The following is an 18,284-nucleotide window of genomic DNA, read 5'->3' as shown; positions in this document are numbered from 1 at the left end:
CTCCGGCCGACGGCCGTCACGCCCCGACCTTGGTGCGACCGACCTGTCGATGGGGCTGGAAGAATGATCGAGGCAGTCGGCCTGACGAAGCGCTACGGCGCCAAGACGGCCGTGTACAACCTTTCCTTCCAGGTGAGGCCCGGTGTCGTCACCGGGTTCCTGGGGCCCAACGGGTCCGGCAAGTCGACCACGATGCGCATGATCCTGGGCCTCGACCGGCCCACCTCGGGCCATGTGACGATCGGCGGCCACCCCTTCCGGCAGCTGCCGAACGCGCCCCGGCAGGTCGGCGCGCTCCTCGACGCCAAGGCCGTGCACGGCGGGCGGAGCGCCCGCAGCCATCTGCTGTCGCTCGCGCAGCTCGCCGGCATCCCGGCGCAGCGCGTCGACGAGGTCCTCGGGGTCGTCGGTCTCCAGGACGTGGCCAAGCGGCGTTCCAAGGGCTTCTCGCTCGGCATGGGCCAGCGGCTCGGCATCGCGGCGGCGCTCCTCGGCGACCCGCAGGTGCTGCTCTTCGACGAGCCGGTCAACGGCCTGGACCCGGAGGGCATCCTCTGGGTCCGCAACCTGATGAAGAAGCTGGCCTCCGAGGGGCGGACGGTCTTCGTCTCCAGCCACCTCATGAGCGAGATGGCCCTCACCGCCGACCATCTGATCGTGATCGGCCGCGGCCAGCTGCTCGCGGACATGAGCGTCACGGACTTCATCTCGGCGAACTCGGCCGACTTCGCCCGGGTGCGGACCCCGCAGACCGATCCGGGTCAGCGGGAGAAGCTGACGGCGGCCCTCGTGGAGGCCGGCGGCCAGGTGATGTCCGAGCCGGACGGCGCGCTGCGGGTGACGGGGCTGCCGCTGCCGCGGATCAGCGACCTGGCGCACGACGCGGACGTACGGCTCTGGGAGCTGTCCCCGCACCAGGCCTCCCTCGAAGAGGCGTACATGCGGCTGACCCAGGGCGCCGTGGACTACCGCTCCACGGACGACCGGCTCGCGCACCTCCAGCCGCCGCAGCAGCACGGCCACCAGGGGCACGGGATGCCGCCGCAGCCGGTGGTCCAGGACGTGCCGCAGCAGGGCTGGTACGCCCCGCCGCCGCCCGGACAGAACCCGTACGCCGGGGCTCCCGGCCAGCCGCCCGTGCCGGGCCCGTACGCCCCGCCGGCCGCCCCCCAGCCGGCCGCCCCCCAGCCGAGCGACACCACCAAGGACGCCCGATGACCGCCCCCGCCCCGCACCACGCTCCGGCGCCGCACTCCTACGTCTCCCCCATCCCGGTCCGCAGGGCGCACCTCGGTGACGCGCTCGCCTCCGAGTGGACGAAGATCCGCTCGGTGCGTTCGACGCTGTGGACGCTCGGGGTCATGATCCTGCTGATGCTGACCATCGGCCTGGGGGTGGCGGCGATCGCCGCCAACGCCGGCGAGGCGGGGATGGGCGAGGAGTCGGCGCTCGGCTACGGCTTCTTCGGGATGCTGCCGGCCTCGATCTGTGTGATCACGCTCGGCGTGCTGACCATCGCCTCCGAGTACGGCACCGGCATGATCCGTACGACGCTGACGGCCTGCCCGAGCCGCGCCCGGGTGCTGACGGCGAAGGCGATCGTGTTCTTCCTGCTCGTCTTCACGGTGACCACCGTGGTCGCCGCGTTCGTGGGCGCCGTGCAGGTCGCCGTCGTGGACGGGGCGGACACCCCGACGACGGCCGAGTGGCTGCGGGCGACGGTGGGCGCGGGTCTCTACCTGGCCATGCTGGGGCTGCTGTCGTTGGCGCTCGGCACGCTGATCCGGCACTCGGCCGGTGCGATCACGGTGATGATCGGTCTGCTGCTGCTGCCGCTGGTGGCGGCGCTGTTCATGTTCTCCGAGGCGCTGAAGCCCGTGCAGGAGTGGCTCTTCACGTACGCGATCCCCTCGCAGATGATCTCGCTGTACGCGGCGCAGCCGCCGTTCGGCGACGACGGCCCCTCGGGCTGGGAGCCGCTGCTGATCATGGGCGGGGTCGCCGGGGTCGCGCTCGCCGGCGCCTTCGCCCTGCTGAACAACCGGGACGTGTAGCGGTCGGGAGGACTCCTAGTACTTCGGCGCGTTACGGGACCGCTGCACCCTGCTGGTGCGGCGGTCCTTGGCGTTCCAGCAGGCCTTGTGCCAGTGGCGCCGGTCGTCCACTCCCCCGTACTCGGGCCAGGCGACCACGTGCGGGGCGCCGCCCGGGATCTCCTGGTCGCAACCGGGGCAGCGGTAGCGCTTGCCGGGCGCGCTGGCCCCGGCGACGAGGCGGACGTACCACTCCTCGCCCTGCCAGGTCTCGCTGCGCTGCACGCCGCCGTACCGGTCGCCGTTGTCGCCCTGCTGCTGCTCGGGCTTCTCGCCGCCTCGGGAGCGGTTGTGGCGCGGGGACACGGGCACACCTCACTGGGTCTGGGAACACGGACCGTTCCGTCAAGCCTACGGGCCGCCACTCGGTGCCCCGGGCCCCGCCCGGGACGGCTTAGCCGAAAATCGCAAGAACTTAACGAACGGCCGTTGCCTTTGGCACGTGTCAGACGTTGTTGCCAGTGCGAGGGGAGTTACGCGTCGGCCGCAAAGGAGGCACAAGGCGATGCGCGTGGGTACGTTCGTTCTGGCCGCCCAGTTCCCGGGCCAGGGACAGGGTGAGGCCCTGCACCGGGCGGTGCGGACCGCCGAGGTCGCCGAGGAGGCGGGGCTCGAATCGGCCTGGCTGGCCGAGCATCACTTCGTGCCGTACGGGGTCTGCCCCTCGGCCGTGACGCTGGCCGCGCTGCTGCTCGGCCGCACGCGGCGGCTGCGGGTGGGCACGGCGGTGAGCGTGCTGCCGACCGTCCACCCGGTTGCCCTGGGCGAGCAGGCGGCGCTGCTGCACCTCACCTCGGGCGGCAGGTTCACCCTGGGGGTGGGCCGGGGCGGTCCGTGGGTGGATCTGGAGGTGTTCGGCGCGGGCCTCGGGGCGTACGAGAAGGGCTTCCCGGAATCGCTCGACCTGCTGCTGCGCTGGCTCTCCGAGCCGCGCGTGGGCGCCGAGGGAGAACGATTCGCCTTCCGTGAGGTACCGGTGGTGCCCCGTCCCGACGAGCTGATCGGCGGCGCCGCGGCCCCCGAGGTCGTGGTGGCCTGCACCTCGCCGAAGAGCGTACGGCTGGCCGCCGAGCGCGGACTGCCGATGCTGCTCGGGATGCACTGCGGCGACGAGGAGAAGGCCGAGATGGTCGCGGCCTGGGCGCGCTGTGCGCGGGAGGCCGGGCGGGACCCGGACGAGATCGCGCGGATCGGGGCCGATCACGTCTCGGCGGGGGTGGCGCAGCTCGCGGACCGGGGGGCGGACGCGGCGGAGGCGCTGGTGAAGGCGATGCCGGGCTGGCTGAAGCAGGGCCTCGACGCGCATGTGACGGTCGACGGCCGGCACCGGTCGATGCGGGACCCCGTGGCGTACACGGAGCTGCTGTGCGGTCTGCACCCGGTGGGCACGCCCCGGCGCGCGGCGGACCGGCTCGCGGCGACGGCGGAGCGCACGGGCATCACCCGCTTCGCGCTGCTCGCCGAGGGGACGGGCGACCTCGCGGCGACCGAGGAGAACGTGCGGCGGCTGGGCACGGAGGTCCTGCCGCTGCTCGTCTGACCGTACGGACACGGGTGCGGTCCGTACGGACGGGGGTGGGGCTGTCCGTACGGGCAGCGGGCGGACGGGGCGGGGCTGTGCTGCCGCTGTCCGTACGGGCAGCGGCAGGCGAAGGCGGGGCTGTGCTGCCGCTCCGGCATCTCCGCGCGGCGATGCGCATCGACACGCATCGATCGCGTCTCCCGCGATGGGGAGCGGCAGCACCATGACTCAGCAGTCGCGCAGTTCCGGCGACTGGTTCAGCAGCTGCCCCCGTACGGACGTGAAGCGGGCGAGCCGGTCGTCCACCGACGGGTCCAGCGGGAAGACCGCCACCCGGTGGCAGTTCTGGAAGGCGAGACGCACCCCGAAATGCCGCTGCAGCGCACCACGAATGGCGTCGCTCGCGAGCGCGCGCAGCAGCTGACCACGTGCCTGCTCATTCGGCGGCGGCGTCTGGTTGTCGGCGAACTCTCCGCCGTCGACCTTCAGCTGGGCCACCAGAGAACTGATCATCTCCCATGCGTAGGGCAGGGAGGTCCGGACGCAGTCGACGAAGTCGGCTTCGTCGACCTCGCCTCGCTCGGCCTGTTCCAACAGTGCCGGTGAGACGTCGAGCGACATGGGTTCTCCTCTCGCGACCCCGCGGACGGGGTCTTGCGGGCAGGGACGAAGGCCGGGCCGCCCGCCACGCAGCGTGCACGGGCGACGACCTCCAGCTTCCACGGTAAGCGCGCAGTCCTGACCGCACCAGGAGATTGGGAACACAACCGGCTGATAACCGACGGGTGTTCGGCTCAGGATCACGCCCCGGGGGTGTCCGGCCGACGACCGAATCGCGCGGAGGAGCGCCCGTCTTGTAGCGTTGTCGACCATGCGTCTCGTCATTGCCCGTTGCTCCGTGGACTACGCGGGCCGGCTCACGGCCCACCTGCCCTCCGCCCCCCGTCTGATCCTGATCAAGGCAGACGGCAGCGTCTCCATCCACGCGGACGACCGGGCGTACAAACCGCTCAACTGGATGTCCCCGCCGTGCACCCTGAAGGAGGGGGCCGACGGTGAGGCCGGCGTCTGGACCGTGATCAACAAAGCGGGCGAGAAACTGATCATCACGATGGAGGAGATCCTCCACGACTCCTCGCACGAACTGGGTGTGGACCCGGGTCTCATCAAGGACGGCGTCGAGGCACACCTCCAGGAGCTGCTCGCCGACCGGATCGAGACCCTCGGCGAGGGCTACACGCTGATCCGCCGCGAGTACCCGACCGCGATCGGCCCGGTGGACATCCTGTGCCGGGACTCGGACGGCGCGACGGTCGCAGTGGAGATCAAGCGGCGCGGGGAGATCGACGGCGTCGAGCAGCTGACCCGCTACCTGGAGCTGCTCAACCGCGATCCGCACCTGGCACCGGTGCGGGGCGTGTTCGCGGCGCAGGAGATCAAGCCGCAGGCGCGGGTCCTGGCGACGGACCGCGGAATCGGCTGCGTGGTCCTGGACTACAACGCGATGCGGGGCATCGAGGACGACAAGCTGCGGCTGTTCTGACGGCGGCGAAGGCAGCGGTACGGGGACGGCCCCGGGTGCGGTGGACGCGCCCGGGGCCGTCCCCGTCTCCGTTCGTGCTCTCCGGCTCCGTCACGTCCGTCAGGCGGGCGTGGCGGAGCCGGTGGCGTCACCGGGGGCCGGCGAGCCGCCGAGGGTCGAGGAGGCGGAGATGCTGGGGCTGTTCTCCTCCGTCGACGGCGCGGTGGTCGGCGGAGTCGTCGGCGGGGTGGTGGTCGGCGGCGTCACCGGCGGCGTGGTCGTGGGCGGGGTCACCGGCGGCGTCGTGGTGGTCGGCGGCTTCGGGGACGTCGTCGTGGGCCGCGGCGGCCGGGTGGTCGTGTTCGTCGGGCCCGTCGGCGGGGCCGTCGTGGTGGTGGGCGGTGTGGTCGTGTTCGGGCTGTCCGAGGTCGACGGGGTGCCGGAGCTGCCCGGGGTGCCCGAGCTCGACGGGTCCGAGGGGTCCGACGCGGAGGCGCTTCCGGAGGCGGAGGAGCTCGGGGAGTCGGAGCGGGTGGCCTCGCCGGTCTCGCCGGGCTCCCCCGCCTCGCCGTCGGCCGGCTGCTCCTCGCCGTCGATGCCGTCGTCGGTGGCGCCTTCGGTGGCGGTGCTGTCGGAGGTGACGCGGTTGGTGGCCGGGTCCTCGCCGTTGCCGGAGGTGGCGCCGAGGGTCACGACGGTGCCGAGGACGGCGACGAGGAGCGCGCCCGCGCCGACGGCGGCGAGGTTGCGGGGTGCGCCGTTGAGGATGCCGCCCTTGAGGCTCGGGCGGCCCCCGCCGTCGACGGTGTCGGGGCGGGTGATGAGGGTCGGGCCCTCGTCGGCGAAGTCGGGGAACGCCGGGATCGGGGCCTGCGCCGGGCCCCGTCCGGGACCGCCGGTCAGCGGGGCCGGCCGTGCGGCTCCGCCCGGCAGCGGCGCGGTGACGGGCTCGGGGGCCGGTCTGCGGGCGGGGCCGCGCAGGGCCGGCGTGCCGCGCGGCGGCGAGACGGGCTCCTCGGCGCGGGCCGGGGCGGTGTGCTCCCCGGCGAGGTCGGCGACGAGGGCGAGCGCCCGCCGGCCGGCGACGGTGCCTCGCTTGTCGGCGAGCACCCCGCGCATGCCGATGGAGGCCTCCAGCTCGGCGCGGGCCCGCTCCAGGTTTCCGGCGCACAGGGCGAGGACGCCCAGCTCGTGGTGGAAGTAGGCCTCCTCGGCGACCTCGCCGGTGAGCCGAGCGGCCTCCTGGCCGGCGCGCAGGGCCCGCTCCCAGGCGCCCCAGTGCAGTCCGGCGGCGAAGGCGGGGGCGGCGGCGCGGGCGAGCAGCACGGCGGTGGCGCGGTGCTCGGCGGCGGCTTCGGGGGTGTCTCCGGTGCCGGTGACCAGGACGGTGAGGGAGGCGAGGAGGGCGTCGGACTCGGCGGCGGCCCGCTCGGGGGTGACAGAGGGGTGGGCCGCCCACCAGGCGTAGTGCTGGGCGGCGGTGTGGGCGCGGTCGGCGCCCTCGGTCTCGTAACCCTGGGCGAGGAGCTGGGTGAGCACCCCGGCGGCGAGCCGGTAGCGGGAGCCGACCGGGGAGAGCAGGCCGCAGGCCATGAGTTCGCCGAGGGCGGCGTCGGCGTGGGTGTCGCCGACGAGGGCCGGCAGATGGGCCTGGTGCGGGACCTCGCCGCCGAGGGCGACGGCGAAGCGCAGGGCGGTCTGGGCGGAGCGGCTGAGTCGGGAGGCGAGCAGGGCGGCGGGGGCGGCGCCCTCGCCGAGGCTGGGCAGGGGTATCTCGCGCAGTTCGACGTCGGGGTCGTCGATTCCGTCGAAGGCCGCCGCGGCGACGGCCGCGGCCGCGTCGGGGTCGGTCGGCCCGAAGGCCTCTTCGAGGGCGCCGAAGGCGTCGAACTCGGCGGGGGTGACGCGGAGCCGGTCGCGCTGGCGGAGCAGGGCGCCGGCCTGGACGAAGCGCAGCGGCAGGCCCTCGGACTCGAACCACAGGTCGCCGGCCCAGTTGGCCTCGTCGTCGGTGAGGGTGCGGCCGACGGCGCTCTCCAGGAGCTTGAGGGCGGCGCCGCGGCCGAGGCCCGCGAGGTGGATGTCCTCGACGTGGGCGTCGGCCGAGGGGGCCGGGACGTCGGGTCCCGCGGCGAGCAGGAAGGCGCATTCGGGGGCGGCGGCGAGGAGCTCGTCGAGGGCGGCGCCGCCGAACTCCAGGTCGTCGACGACCACGACGGCGCCGATCTCGCGGAGCCGGTCGAGGAGGAGGGCACGGCCGGGCCGGTGGTCGGGGGCGTGCCGGACGGCGGCGAACAGCTCGTGGAGGAGTTCGGCGGGGGTGCGGTGGTGGCCGGAGAGCCGGACGACTCCGTCGGGTGCGAGGCCGGCGCAGTCGGCGGCGACCGCGTCGAGGAGGGCGGTGCGGCCGGATCCGGCGGAGCCGGTCAGGCGGGCGGAGCGGCCACGGCCGAGGACGGCGACGAGGCGCTCGCGCTCCTCGTGGCGTTCGAGGAGGGGCAGCTCGGGTGCGGCCGGTCCCGGCGGGGCGGCCGGGGCGGCGGCGCGGGCGGCCTCGGCCCGCTCCTCGGCGGTGAGGGGGCGGGGGGCCGCGGGTTCCTGTCCGGGCGGGCAGGGTTCGATCTCGCTGCCGTCGACCGGGTTGACGGTGACCAGCAGGTCGCCGGAGACGAGCCGGACGACGCGGGCACGCGCGGGTGCGGGCGCGGGCGCGGGCGTGCCGCGTCCCTGGCGGACGTCGTCGCCCTCGGCGTCGTGTCCGTACTCCTCCGGTCCCCGGTTGATCGGGTCCATGGTCCAAGCCCCCAAGAGCGGTGTCCGGTGCCCGCCGGGTGGGTCCGTCAATGTGCAGGCGACCGAACCCTAGACCGTGGTCAGGCGCTCGGGAACAGGTGGGGTGCCCAGGAGACCAAGACGTCACGGTCTTGTGAGGATTGAGCGTGACGCCTGGTTCACACACCTGCTTCACACGGCTGCTTCACACTCCCGGCGGCCCCGGCCGTCACACCCGGGGCAGGGACTCCAGGGCGAGGCCGCCCTCGATGGCGAGGATGCGGTGCAGCTTGGTGGCGACGAGGAGCCGCTGCATCTGGGGCGGTACCCCGCGCAGGACGAGTCGCCGGCCGCAGCGGCCCGCGCGCCGGTGGGCGCCCATGATGACGCCGAGTCCGGTCGCGTCCCAGGAGTCGAGGCCGGTCAGGTCGAGCACCAGGTCGCCGACTCCGTCGTCGACGGCCGAGTGCAGGACCGTACGGGCGTCCGCCGCGCTCCGGACGTCGAGGCGGCCCCCGACGACCAGCTCGACATGGTCGCCCCTGATGTGCATATGCGCTCCCCGAGAGTGCTCAGTCTTCGCAACAACTGACTGCCGCACCGGCAGATACGTTGCGCCTTGTCAGCGAACCGATACCGAAATTCACCCCACGGGGTGAGGCGGGGTGGCGGGTACGGCTCAGTACTTGTAGAAGCCCTGCCCGCTCTTGCGGCCGATGTCACCCGCGTCCACCATCCGGCGCATCGCTTCGGGCACCGCGAACTTCTCGTCCTGGGACTCGGTGTAGATGTTGTTGGCCGCGTTCACCAGGATGTCGATGCCGGTGAGGTCGGCGGTGGCGAGCGGGCCCATGGCGTGGCCGAAGCCCAGCTTGCAGGCGATGTCGATGTCCTCGGCGGTGGCGACGCCGGACTCGTGGAGCTTGGCGGCCTCGACGACGAGGGCCGAGATGAGGCGGGTGGTGACGAAGCCGGCGACGTCGCGGTTGACGACGATGCAGGTCTTGCCGACGGACTCGGCGAACTCCCGCGCGGCGGCGAGGGTCTCGTCGCTGGTCTTGTAGCCGCGGACGAGCTCGACGAGCTGCATCATCGGGACCGGCGAGAAGAAGTGGACGCCGACGACGGACTCGGGGCGCTCGGTGACCGCGGCGATCTTGGTGATCGGGATCGCGGAGGTGTTGGAGGCGAGGACGGCACCGTCCTTCACGACCTTGTCGAGCGAGCGGAAGATCTCGTGCTTGACGTCGAGGTTCTCGAAGACGGCCTCGACGACGACGTCGGCGTCGGCGACGGCCTCCAGCTCGGTGGTGGCGGTGATCCGGCCGAGCGCGGCCTCGGCGTCGGCGGCGTCCAGCTTGCCCTTGGCGACGAACCGGTCGTACGACGCCTTGATGCCGTCCGTGCCGCGGGTGAGGGCGGCGTCGGTGACGTCACGCAGGACGACGTCCCAGCCCGCCTGTGCCGAGACCTGCGCGATGCCGGACCCCATGAGTCCGGCCCCGATGACGGCGAGCTTCCTGGCCACGATGTTCCACCCCTTAACGCCTGTTCACTTCTGACTCTCCGGCGGAGATTAGCGGTCTGGAGCCGCCATGTGACCGTGAAGTAATGCGCGTCACGCCCTCTTTGACGGACGTCACACTCGCAGCACCCCTCAGCGCCCCGTTCGGGCACCTCCACGGTCGCCACATACCCATGGGGGGTATATGGTCGAGCGCACTGGTCCGGTCGGCCGTCACCCGGGAGGAGCTGCCGTCATGCGTCCGTACGCCCTGGGGACCGTCCCCGCCCCGCTGCTCCTGCTGACCGGCATGGTCAGCCTCCAGTTCGGCTCCGCCTTCGCGAAACGGCTCTTCGAACAGACCGGCCCGACCGGCGCCACCCTGTTGCGGCTGCTCATCGCCGCCGCCCTGCTCTGTCTGCTCTCCCGGCCCGCGCCCCGACTGCTCCGCACTCACTGGCGACTGCTGCTGCCCTACGGAGCCGTCTTCGCCGTGATGCAGTTCTCGTTCTACGAGGCGACCTCGCGGCTCCCCCTCGGAGTCGTGGTGACGCTGGAGTTCAGCGGCCCCCTGCTGCTCGCCGCCCTCACCTCACGGCGCGCGCTCGACCGGCTCTGGGTGGCGCTCGCCGGCCTCGGCCTGCTCGTCCTCGGCGGCACGCAGGGCATGGACGACCCGGTCGGCCTGGCCGCGAGCCTGCTCACCGGAGCGGCGCTCACCGGCTACATCCTGCTCGGGGCCCGGGTCGGCAGGGCCGTCCCCGGCGGCTCGGGCCTGGCCCTCGGCCTCACGGTGGCCGCCGTCCTCGCCCTGCCCACCGCCCCGGTCCTCGGCCTGCCCTCCCCGGACGTCCTCCTCGACCCGGGAGTCCTCGCGGCCGCGCTCGCGGTGGCGGTCCTCACGACCGTGGTGCCGTTCTCGCTGGAGTTCGCCGCGCTGCGCCGGATGCCGCCGCGGGTCTTCGCCGTCCTCTCCACGGTGGAGCCGGTCATCGCGGCCCTGGTGGGGCTCGCCCTGCTCGGCGAACGCCTGTCGTCGCTCCAGTGGGCGGCCGTGCTCTGCGTGGTGGGCGCGGCCGTCGGCACCGGCCGGGCCGCCGCGGGCACGCCCACCGATGCCGGACCACCCGACACCTCCACCGCACCGTCCGATCGATCCCCGTCCCGGAAGAACGGAGTGCACTCATGACCACCCTGCCCACCTCCCGGAGCCGTACGAGCCCAACGCCCCGGGTCGCGCCCCTCCTGGAGACCGTCTCCACCACCTCCCGCTCGGCGGTCCTCGTCGCGGGCGGCTACTTCGACACGGCCGCCGGCATCGGCGCCTTCTCGCTCAACTCCTTCGCCCTCGCGCAGGAGACCGGCGCGGCCGCGCGCCGGCTGCACCGGGGCAACAAGGTGCTCTACGACGTCATCGTCAACGACCTGGGCATGTCCTGTTCCACCGACGTCTGTACGCTGCCGGCCGCCGGCCCCGAGGAGACCGACCTCTCCCCCCTCACCGCCTCGGCCGCCGAGGCCGGGATCTCCTTCACCGTCACCCGCGAACGCAACCTGCGCAATCGCGCCGCCCGGTCGATGAAACGGTGGCTGCGCGACCCCGCCGCCCAGCCGCTGTTCACCCGCGACGGCGACGAGATCGTCTTCCGTTCCCGCCAGTACGAGAAGGTGCTCGCCGGAGTGGTCAAGGACGACCACGTCGTACCGCGCTGCCCGCTGATCGTCGCCGAGTACTTCGCCCGCTACTTCGCCCGGCTGCGGCGGGCCTTCCCCGACTGCGCGCACCGCCATGTCGTCGACATCAACTCGCTCGCCGACCGGGACAAGGTGACCAAGGGCGCCGAGATCTACCTCCGGACACACGGCACGCCCGAGGAGGAGATCGTGCTCGTCTTCGCCGACCCGTCCTGCGCCGATCCGCTGGCCCTGACCTACACGGCGTACGACTTCTGACAGCACCGACTCCTGATCACCCGTCACAGCGGAAGAGGAAGAGAACCGGCATGTCCACGATCTATCTCGACCACCAGGCGACCACCCCCGCGGACCCGGCGGTCGTCGAGGCGATGCAGTTCGCCGCCGTCCACTGTTACGCCAACCCGTCCAGCCCGCACGCCGCCGGCATCCGCGCCTTCCGCGAGGTCGAGCGGGCGCGCGGGGCGGTCGCCCGGCTCATCGGGGCGGGGCGCAGCGAGATCTGCTTCACCTCCGGGGCGACGGAGGGCAACAACCTCGCGATCAAGGGGGTCGTCCCACCCGCCCTCGGCCCCGGCACGGCCCGTCATGTGGTGACGACGGCGGTGGAGCACAAGTCCGTGCTCGACACCTGCCGTTCGCTGCGGGAGGCGGGCCACGAGGTGACGGTGCTGCCGGTCGACGGCGCGGGCCGGGTCGACCCGGGGCAGGTGGCGGCGGCGCTGCGGCCGGACACCGCGCTCGTCTCGGTGATGCTCGCCAACAACGAGGTCTCCACGATCCAGCCGGTCGCCGAGATCGGCGCGCTGACCCGGGCGGCGGGCGTCCCGCTGCACTGCGACGCGACCCAGGGGGTGGGCTCGCTGCCGGTGGACGTACGGGCGCTCGGCGTCGACCTGCTGACCTTCTCCGGGCACAAGATCTACGGCCCCAAGGGCGTCGGCGTCCTCTACGTCTCCCACCGGCTCTCGGACCGGGCTCCGCTGGTGCCGCTGCTGCACGGCGGCGGCCAGGAGCGGGGGCTGCGCGCGGGCACCCTCAACACCGCCGCGGTCATCGGTCTCGGCGCGGCCGTCGGCGTCCTCGCGGCGGGCCGGGAGAAGGAGGCCGTACGGCTCGCGGGGCTGCGGGCGCTGTTCCTGTCCGAGCTCGCGGACCTCGTCCCGTACGAACTCAACAGCGGTACGGGGCCGGGGTTCCTGCCGCACGCCGTGAATCTGTCCTTCCCGGGCGTGGACGCGCAGCAGCTTCTCCTGGAGGTCGCCGATCTGGCCGTATCGACGGGTTCCGCCTGCAACAGCTCGGCCCAGGAGCCCTCGCACGTCCTGACGGCGATCGGGCTCCCGCCGGAGCGGATCCGGGGCAGTGTCCGGATCTCGTTCGGCCGCTTCACGACGGAGGCGGACGCGGTCCGCGCGGCCCACGCGCTGGCGGCGGTGGCCGTCCGCCGGCCGGCGCACACGGCGTAACCGTCACCCCCGACCCGCGGAGTCGGCGCTGCGCGGAGTCGCCGTCGCCCCCCGGCTCGCGGAGTCACCGTCGGCGCCGCGCGGAGTCACCGTCGGCGCAGGTCGCGGTGGCCGTCAGCCCTCGCGTACCGCGTAGGTCAGCACCTTCTCGCTCAGCAGCTCCTCGATCTCGTCGAGGAGCACGAGGGCCTCGCGGGAGACGGTCGTCGCCTTGCCTCCGTCGGTCATCTCGCGGGTGATGTAGCCGACGACCGTGCTCTCGATCCAGGCGAGCTGCCCGCCGACGAGCAGCGGCAGCGGGTCCTCGACGGGCGCGCCGGTCTCCTCGCGGAGGGTGGCGACGACGGCGTCGTGGACCTGCTGCTGGACGTGGAAGAGCCGGGCCTTGAGCGTGGGGGCGTGCTCGATGACGTTCATGAAGGCGTCGAAGCCGTCCATGAGCCCGTACGCGGGTGACACCGCCCCGATGTCCTGGCGGAGTTCGCGCAGGACGGCGCGCGCGGCGGACTCTCCCCGGTCGCGGCCGCGGATCATCCGGGCGAGGCGCTGGGTGACGCCGTCCATCCGGTCGAGGAAGAGGTCCTCCTTGGCCGGGAAGTAGTTGTACACGGTGTTGACGGAGACGTCCGCCGCCTCGGCGACGTCCGCGACGGTGACGTGGACGAAGCCGTGTTCCAGGAAGAGCCCGGTCGCGATGTCCGAGATCCGCTGCTTCGTCTCGCGCTTCTTGCGTTCCCTGAGTCCCTCGGCCATGCCCCTCATCCTAGGCTCCCTGAAATTTCGATGCCCATGCAATTTTGGAGACGTTGCAAAATTTAAGTGACTCTGTTTTTGTAGTCGCCATGCCCATCATCAGTACGGCCGGGCTCGCCCGGACCTTCACCACCAGCAACGGCCCCGTGGAGGCCGTCCGCGGGATCGACCTCACCGTCCGCCCCGGCGAGATCGTCGGACTGCTCGGACCCAACGGGGCCGGCAAGACCACCACCCTCCGGATGCTCACCACGCTCCTCCCGCCCACCGGCGGCGCCGCCACCGTCGCCGGCCACGACCTCGTACGCGACCCCGCCGCCGTCCGCCGCCGCATCGGGTACGTCGCCCAGTCCGGCGGCCTCGACCCCCAGGAGACCGTCCGCTCCGAGCTGGTCCTCCAAGGCCGGCTCTACGGCATGAACCGGGCCGACGCGGCGGCCCGCGCCGGGGAACTCGCGGCCGACCTGGGGCTCACCGAACTCCTCGACCGGGGGACCCCGGCACTCTCCGGCGGCCAGCGCCGCCGGCTCGACCTCGCGATGGGGCTCACCCACCGGCCGGAGATCCTCTTCCTCGACGAACCGACGACCGGCCTGGACCCCGGCAGCCGCGCCGACCTGTGGGCCCTGGTGCGACGGCTGCGCGACGAGCACGGCACCACCGTCGTCCTCACCACCCACTACCTGGACGAGGCCGACACCCTCGCCGACCGGCTGGTCGTCGTCGACAAGGGCACGGTCGTCGCCGATGACACCCCCGCCGCCCTCAAGGCCGCCCATGGCGCGGCCACCCTCCAGGACGCCTTCCTCGCCGTCACCGGACGCGGCCCGGCCCCCGTCGACACCACCCCCGTAGCGGTCTGAGCCCCCTGGCCGCCCAGCCCCCTAGGACATCCGATGCTTCTCCACGACACCGCTCTCCTCTTCGGGCGCTACGCCCGCCAGACCCTGCGCTCCCCGTTCCAGATCTTCTTCGGCGCCCTGATGCCGCTGCTCTACCTGCTCCTCTTCGGACCGCTGCTCACCGGACTCCCGCTCGGCCGCGAGGGCGACTCCTGGCAGATCCTCGTCCCCGGACTGCTGCTCCAACTCGGCCTCTTCGGCGCCTCGTTCGCCGGTTTCTCGATCATCATGGAGAAGAACTGGGGCGTCTTCGACCGCATGCGGGTCACCCCGGTGAGCCGGCTCGCCCTGCTGCTCGGCCGGGTCCTGCGGGACGCCGCGCTCTTCGTCTTCCAGGCGGTACTGCTCGTCCTGGTCGCCCTGCCGATGGGCCTCAGGGCCCCGCTCGGCGGCATCCTGATCGGCTTCGGCTTCGTCGCCCTGCTGTCGGTGGCGCTGGCCTCGCTCTCGTACGCCCTCGCCCTGAAGCTGCGGACCCCGCAGGAGTTCGGACCCGCGATCAACACGCTCGCGATGCCGGCGATGCTGCTGTCGGGCCTGATGCTGCCGATGACCCTCGCCCCCGGCTGGCTGGACGTGCTCTCGCGCCTGATGCCGTTCCGCCATCTGGTGGACGCGGTCCGGGAGGCGTACATCGGCCACTACACGACACCGACGCTGCTGTACGGGGTACTCGTCGCCCTCGGGATCGCGGCACTCGCCGTGACGGTCGGCACACGGACGTTCCAGAAGGCCATCGCCTAACTAGGCTGGTCCCATGGTCAATCTGACACGCATCTACACCCGTACCGGCGACCAGGGCACCACGGCTCTCGGCGACATGAGCAGGACCGCCAAGACGGATCTGCGGATCTCGGCCTACGCCGACGCCAACGAGGCCAACGCCGCCATCGGTACGGCGATCGCCCTCGGGCAGCTCGACGCGGAGGTCGTGAAGGTCCTCGTCCGGGTCCAGAACGACCTCTTCGACGTGGGCGCGGACCTCTGCACGCCGGTGGTGGAGGACCCGAAGTACCCGCCGCTGCGGGTCGAGCAGTCGTACGTCGACAAGCTGGAGGCCGACTGCGACCTCTTCCTGGAGCAGCTCGACAAGCTGCGCTCCTTCATCCTGCCGGGCGGCACGCCCGGGGCAGCGCTGCTGCACCAGGCGTGCACGGTGGTCCGGCGGGCGGAGCGCTCCACCTGGGCGGCCCTGGAGGTGCACGGCGAGACGATGAACGCCCTGACCGCCACGTACCTCAACCGCCTGTCAGACCTGCTCTTCATCCTTGCGCGCACCGCGAACAAGGAGGTCGGGGACGTGCTCTGGGTCCCGGGCGGGGACCGCTGACTCGTTCACCGGGGCCTTCTTCGGCCAGATCGCGTAGGTGAGCGCGATCAGGCCGTGGATGCCCGCCGCCCGCCAGGCGACGAAGATCCAGCCGTACAGCCCGTCGGTGTCGCCGTCGTCGCCGACGTACCAGGCGGCCAGGAGCAGCAGGGCCGAGGCCACGGCCGCGGCGACCGCCGAGCCGACCCAGACCGCACCCTCGTGGCGGGCGCGGGCCATCCCGTACTTCGGCGGCTTCGGCGGCGGGGGCGCCCCGCCGAAGCGGTGGGCGGCGTGGCCGTCGAGCCACTTCACGGTGCGGTGGCCGTGGCCGACGGTGTAGCCGATGTAGAGGGCGGCGAGGCCGTGTTTCCAGCTGGGGTCGGCGCCGTTCTTGAGATCGATCGCGGTGACGACGAGGAGCAGAACCTCCAGGAGCGGCTCGGCGAGCAGCAGCGCGATACCCGTCCGGGGCATCCTCAGGAGGTAGCGGGCGGCGAGACCGGCGGCCAGCAGGACCCAGAAGCCGACCTCGCAGATGACGATCAGCGTGACGATCACAGCGGTTCCCCTTTCGGTTCCCCTTCAGCGTCCCGTGGGATCCGGCCGGATTCGTCGTCGCCGGTGACGACGTCCGCATACATCCTTCGACGGAGGGACGGATCGGCCCGGACGAGGAGGTCAGGGCAGATGCGGGCGTGTTGGATGAGTGCGTGACACTCCCCCGCCCGAACCGCTTCGATCTGTTCCTCGGCCTGGCCGGGTTCGCCACCGGGCTGCTCCTGTGGTCCTTCGGTCTCTACACGACCGGCGACCGCGTCCTCGACCAGCGGTGGGCGGCGCTGATCCCGCTCGCCGCGATGGCCTCGGCGGAGGCGGTGCGCCGGACGATGCCGCGGACGGCACTCGCCGTCGGCACGCTCGCGCTCGTCGGAGACCAGTTCACCAACGGGAACCTGATGACGGTCCTGATGTTCACGGACGTGGTCTACGCCGCGGTCGTGTACGGCTCGCCCGCCTCCGCCCGACGCATTCCGTACACCACGGGACTGATCACGATCGCGGTGACCGTCGGCTTCCTCGTCTGGTGGCAGAACGCGGCCGCCCTGCTCGTCGGGGTGATCAGCGGAATGATCTCCTTCATGCCCGCCATGACCGGCGCGGTCGTGCGCAGCCACCGGGAGGCCGCGGACTCCGCCCGGCTACGGGCCGAACAGACGGCGCTGCTCGCCGAGATGGACCGCAGCCAGGCCGTCGTGGCCGAGCGGGCCCGGATGGCGCGCGAGCTCCACGACATGGTCGCGAACCACCTCTCGGCGATCGCGATCCACTCCACGGCGGCGCTCTCGATCGACGAAGCGGCCACCACCCGTCAGGCGCTGACCGTCATCCGGGAGAACAGCGTGGCGGGTCTGTCGGAGATGCGACGGCTCATCGGACTCCTGCGGGACAGCAGCGGGGACGCGGAGCCGGCCGCCGCGCCCACCCTCGCGGGCCTGGACGCGCTGGTCGACCAGGCACGGACGAACGCCCGGCCGAGCGGTCTCGTCCTCGTCCTGGAGGACACCCGGGACACGGCGGCGGGTCTTCCGGCGCCGGTGGAACTGGCCGCGTACCGGATCGTCCAGGAGTCCCTGACGAACGCGCTCAAGCACGCGGCACCCGGCGAGGTCAGGGTGGTGCTCGGCCGCGAACGCGGAGCCCTTACGGTCGAGGTGACGAGTCCGTCCGGGGAACGCCCCGGGCCGACCGCGCCCGGTTCGGGGGCGGGCCTGGTGGGGATGCGGGAGCGGGTGGACCTGCTCGGCGGCGAGTTCGAGGCGGGTCCGGCGACGGACCGCGAAGGCCGGAAACGGTGGCGGGTCAGGGCGGAACTGCCCATGGACGCGAGTGACGAGGAGCGGGCATGACAGTGCGGGTGGTGGTCGCGGAGGACCAGTCCGCGGTACGGGCGGGGCTTGTCCTCATCCTGGGCAGCGCACCGGACATCGAAGTGGTCGGGGAGGCGGCGGACGGCGAGCGGGCGGTGGAGCTGGCCCGCGAACTGCGGCCGGATCTGGTCCTGATGGATGTGCAGATGCCCCGGATGGACGGGGTGACGGCGACCGGGATCGTCGTGTCGGAGGGTCTCGCCGATGTGCTGGTCCTGACGACCTTCGACATCGACGCGTACGTCTTCGGGGCGCTGCGGGCGGGGGCGTCGGGTTTCCTGCTGAAGAACGCGGACGCGCGGGAACTGATCGAGGCGGTACGGACGGTGGCGCGCGGCGAGGGTCTGATCGCCCCGGCGGTGACCCGGCGGCTGATCGCGGAGTTCGCGTCGACGGGCCGTCCGGTGCGGGCGACGGCGGGGACGGACCCGGCCGTGCTCGACGCGCTGACGCCCCGAGAGCGTGAGGTGCTGTCGACGCTCGGCGAGGGTCTGTCGAACGCGGAGATCGCGGTCCGGCTGGACATGGCGGAGGCGACGGTGAAGACCCACGTCAGCAAGGTGCTGGGGAAGCTGGCGCTGCGGAGCAGGGTTCAAGCGGCCGTACTAGCACAGGAGTTGGGCGTTTAGAGGGACATCGGCGACGTTGGTCTGGACCTCTTGACGATTGGTCCAGACCTTCCTACGCTCGCGGGGCGCGCGCATCTTCACGGACCACCCCCACCCATGTCCGTCCGCAACTTGAGGAGCACCGTTGAGCACTCAAGCACCGACGCGCAGAACAGGGTTCAGACACCGGGCCGCCGCCGGTCT

Annotated in this window: 19 protein-coding genes; 12 read left to right on the top strand and 7 right to left on the bottom strand. The window is 72.5% G+C overall.

Annotation, left to right across the window (positions count from 1 at the left end):
- Positions 1-63 precede the first annotated feature (63 nt).
- Both OG514_RS20340 and OG514_RS20335 read left to right on the top strand, forming a co-directional pair.
- Positions 64-1,218, top strand: coding sequence for an ABC transporter ATP-binding protein (locus OG514_RS20340; protein WP_266896741.1), 1,155 nt, complete (start codon positions 64-66; stop codon positions 1,216-1,218).
- Entirely contained in the window at positions 1,215-2,054 is an 840-nt protein-coding gene (locus OG514_RS20335) for an ABC transporter permease (protein WP_266896739.1), read from the top strand. Before OG514_RS20340 ends, OG514_RS20335 begins: the two co-directional genes overlap by 4 nt.
- A gap of 15 nt (positions 2,055-2,069) precedes the next feature.
- On the opposite strand, the gene OG514_RS20330 is transcribed toward OG514_RS20335, so the two are convergent.
- A complete protein-coding gene (locus OG514_RS20330) occupies positions 2,070-2,399 on the bottom strand; it encodes an ATP/GTP-binding protein (RefSeq protein ID WP_266896737.1) in 330 nt (109 codons plus the stop codon).
- A gap of 199 nt (positions 2,400-2,598) precedes the next feature.
- Here OG514_RS20330 and OG514_RS20325 point away from each other — a divergent pair, with 199 nt between their 5' ends.
- A complete protein-coding gene (locus OG514_RS20325) occupies positions 2,599-3,633 on the top strand; it encodes an LLM class flavin-dependent oxidoreductase (protein ID WP_266896735.1) in 1,035 nt (344 codons plus the stop codon).
- A 210-nt stretch (positions 3,634-3,843) separates the two neighbouring features.
- Here OG514_RS20325 and OG514_RS20320 read toward each other — a convergent pair whose 3' ends face one another.
- The gene (locus OG514_RS20320; RefSeq protein WP_266896733.1) at positions 3,844-4,236 is read right to left on the bottom strand and encodes an SCO5389 family protein; all 393 of its coding nucleotides are present in this window, start codon (positions 4,234-4,236) and stop codon (positions 3,844-3,846) included.
- Between the two features lie 250 nt (positions 4,237-4,486).
- On the opposite strand from OG514_RS20320, the gene nucS reads away from it, so the two are divergent.
- Positions 4,487-5,158 carry an endonuclease NucS gene (gene nucS / locus OG514_RS20315; protein WP_187622550.1) on the top strand — a complete coding sequence of 224 codons (672 nt, stop codon included), beginning with the start codon at positions 4,487-4,489 and terminating at the stop codon, positions 5,156-5,158.
- 99 nt (positions 5,159-5,257) lie between these two features.
- On the opposite strand, the gene OG514_RS20310 is transcribed toward nucS, so the two are convergent.
- The 3 genes from OG514_RS20310 to OG514_RS20300 form a co-directional block, all read right to left on the bottom strand.
- Positions 5,258-7,930 (bottom strand): ATP-binding protein, encoded by a 2,673-nt coding sequence (locus tag OG514_RS20310; RefSeq protein ID WP_266896728.1) that lies wholly within the window; start codon positions 7,928-7,930, stop codon positions 5,258-5,260.
- 208 nt (positions 7,931-8,138) lie between these two features.
- On the bottom strand, positions 8,139-8,462 hold the full coding sequence (locus OG514_RS20305) for an STAS domain-containing protein (protein WP_015036221.1): 324 nt from the start codon (positions 8,460-8,462) through the stop codon (positions 8,139-8,141).
- Between the two features lie 126 nt (positions 8,463-8,588).
- Entirely contained in the window at positions 8,589-9,437 is an 849-nt protein-coding gene (locus tag OG514_RS20300; RefSeq protein WP_266896724.1) for a 3-hydroxyacyl-CoA dehydrogenase family protein, read from the bottom strand.
- Positions 9,438-9,669: 232 nt separating this feature from the next.
- Here OG514_RS20300 and OG514_RS20295 point away from each other — a divergent pair, with 232 nt between their 5' ends.
- From OG514_RS20295 to OG514_RS20285, 3 genes are read left to right on the top strand one after another with little or no spacing between them, the layout of a single operon-like run.
- Positions 9,670-10,602: a DMT family transporter gene (locus tag OG514_RS20295; RefSeq protein WP_266896722.1), complete on the top strand. Its 933-nt coding sequence runs from the start codon at positions 9,670-9,672 to the stop codon at positions 10,600-10,602.
- Positions 10,599-11,366, top strand: a complete 768-nt coding sequence (locus tag OG514_RS20290; RefSeq protein WP_266896720.1) for a hypothetical protein — start codon at positions 10,599-10,601, stop codon at positions 11,364-11,366. The genes OG514_RS20295 and OG514_RS20290 overlap by 4 nt, the downstream gene beginning before the upstream one ends.
- A gap of 50 nt (positions 11,367-11,416) precedes the next feature.
- Complete coding sequence (locus OG514_RS20285; protein WP_266896718.1) at positions 11,417-12,577, top strand: cysteine desulfurase family protein; 1,161 nt, start codon at positions 11,417-11,419, stop codon at positions 12,575-12,577.
- Between the two features lie 114 nt (positions 12,578-12,691).
- Here OG514_RS20285 and OG514_RS20280 read toward each other — a convergent pair whose 3' ends face one another.
- A complete protein-coding gene (locus tag OG514_RS20280; RefSeq protein ID WP_266896716.1) occupies positions 12,692-13,330 on the bottom strand; it encodes a TetR/AcrR family transcriptional regulator in 639 nt (212 codons plus the stop codon).
- 89 nt (positions 13,331-13,419) lie between these two features.
- Here OG514_RS20280 and OG514_RS20275 point away from each other — a divergent pair, with 89 nt between their 5' ends.
- The 3 genes from OG514_RS20275 to OG514_RS20265 are packed head-to-tail and all read left to right on the top strand — an operon-like array spanning position 13,420 to position 15,562.
- On the top strand, positions 13,420-14,193 hold the full coding sequence (locus tag OG514_RS20275; protein ID WP_266896714.1) for an ABC transporter ATP-binding protein: 774 nt from the start codon (positions 13,420-13,422) through the stop codon (positions 14,191-14,193).
- A 33-nt stretch (positions 14,194-14,226) separates the two neighbouring features.
- Complete coding sequence (locus OG514_RS20270; protein ID WP_266896712.1) at positions 14,227-14,976, top strand: ABC transporter permease; 750 nt, start codon at positions 14,227-14,229, stop codon at positions 14,974-14,976.
- A 13-nt stretch (positions 14,977-14,989) separates the two neighbouring features.
- Complete coding sequence (locus OG514_RS20265; RefSeq protein ID WP_187622544.1) at positions 14,990-15,562, top strand: cob(I)yrinic acid a,c-diamide adenosyltransferase; 573 nt, start codon at positions 14,990-14,992, stop codon at positions 15,560-15,562.
- On the opposite strand, the gene OG514_RS20260 is transcribed toward OG514_RS20265, so the two are convergent.
- Entirely contained in the window at positions 15,482-16,102 is a 621-nt protein-coding gene (locus OG514_RS20260; RefSeq protein ID WP_266896709.1) for a hypothetical protein, read from the bottom strand. The genes OG514_RS20265 and OG514_RS20260 overlap by 81 nt on opposite strands.
- Before the next feature lie 152 nt (positions 16,103-16,254).
- Here OG514_RS20260 and OG514_RS20255 point away from each other — a divergent pair, with 152 nt between their 5' ends.
- Both OG514_RS20255 and OG514_RS20250 read left to right on the top strand, forming a co-directional pair.
- A complete protein-coding gene (locus OG514_RS20255) occupies positions 16,255-17,451 on the top strand; it encodes a sensor histidine kinase (protein ID WP_266896707.1) in 1,197 nt (398 codons plus the stop codon).
- Positions 17,448-18,101, top strand: coding sequence for a response regulator transcription factor (locus tag OG514_RS20250; RefSeq protein ID WP_266896705.1), 654 nt, complete (start codon positions 17,448-17,450; stop codon positions 18,099-18,101). The genes OG514_RS20255 and OG514_RS20250 overlap by 4 nt, the downstream gene beginning before the upstream one ends.
- The last annotated feature ends 183 nt before the right edge of the window (positions 18,102-18,284 follow it).

The sequence above is a fragment of the Streptomyces sp. NBC_00572 genome (assembly GCF_026341815.1).
In the GTDB taxonomy this organism is placed as follows: Bacteria; Actinomycetota; Actinomycetes; order Streptomycetales; family Streptomycetaceae; genus Streptomyces.
This window is presented reverse-complemented; position numbering and strand designations above follow the sequence as displayed.

Coding starts and splice junctions, on each gene's coding strand:
- OG514_RS20340 (WP_266896741.1), top strand. CDS start 64: ATGATCGAGGCAGTCGGCCTGACGAAGCGCTACGGCGCCAAGACGGCC.
- OG514_RS20335 (WP_266896739.1), top strand. CDS start 1,215: ATGACCGCCCCCGCCCCGCACCACGCTCCGGCGCCGCACTCCTACGTC.
- OG514_RS20325 (WP_266896735.1), top strand. CDS start 2,599: ATGCGCGTGGGTACGTTCGTTCTGGCCGCCCAGTTCCCGGGCCAGGGA.
- OG514_RS20320 (WP_266896733.1), bottom strand. CDS start 4,236: ATGTCGCTCGACGTCTCACCGGCACTGTTGGAACAGGCCGAGCGAGGC.
- nucS (WP_187622550.1), top strand. CDS start 4,487: ATGCGTCTCGTCATTGCCCGTTGCTCCGTGGACTACGCGGGCCGGCTC.
- OG514_RS20310 (WP_266896728.1), bottom strand. CDS start 7,930: ATGGACCCGATCAACCGGGGACCGGAGGAGTACGGACACGACGCCGAG.
- OG514_RS20305 (WP_015036221.1), bottom strand. CDS start 8,462: ATGCACATCAGGGGCGACCATGTCGAGCTGGTCGTCGGGGGCCGCCTC.
- OG514_RS20295 (WP_266896722.1), top strand. CDS start 9,670: ATGCGTCCGTACGCCCTGGGGACCGTCCCCGCCCCGCTGCTCCTGCTG.
- OG514_RS20290 (WP_266896720.1), top strand. CDS start 10,599: ATGACCACCCTGCCCACCTCCCGGAGCCGTACGAGCCCAACGCCCCGG.
- OG514_RS20285 (WP_266896718.1), top strand. CDS start 11,417: ATGTCCACGATCTATCTCGACCACCAGGCGACCACCCCCGCGGACCCG.
- OG514_RS20280 (WP_266896716.1), bottom strand. CDS start 13,330: ATGGCCGAGGGACTCAGGGAACGCAAGAAGCGCGAGACGAAGCAGCGG.
- OG514_RS20275 (WP_266896714.1), top strand. CDS start 13,420: ATGCCCATCATCAGTACGGCCGGGCTCGCCCGGACCTTCACCACCAGC.
- OG514_RS20270 (WP_266896712.1), top strand. CDS start 14,227: ATGCTTCTCCACGACACCGCTCTCCTCTTCGGGCGCTACGCCCGCCAG.
- OG514_RS20265 (WP_187622544.1), top strand. CDS start 14,990: ATGGTCAATCTGACACGCATCTACACCCGTACCGGCGACCAGGGCACC.
- OG514_RS20250 (WP_266896705.1), top strand. CDS start 17,448: ATGACAGTGCGGGTGGTGGTCGCGGAGGACCAGTCCGCGGTACGGGCG.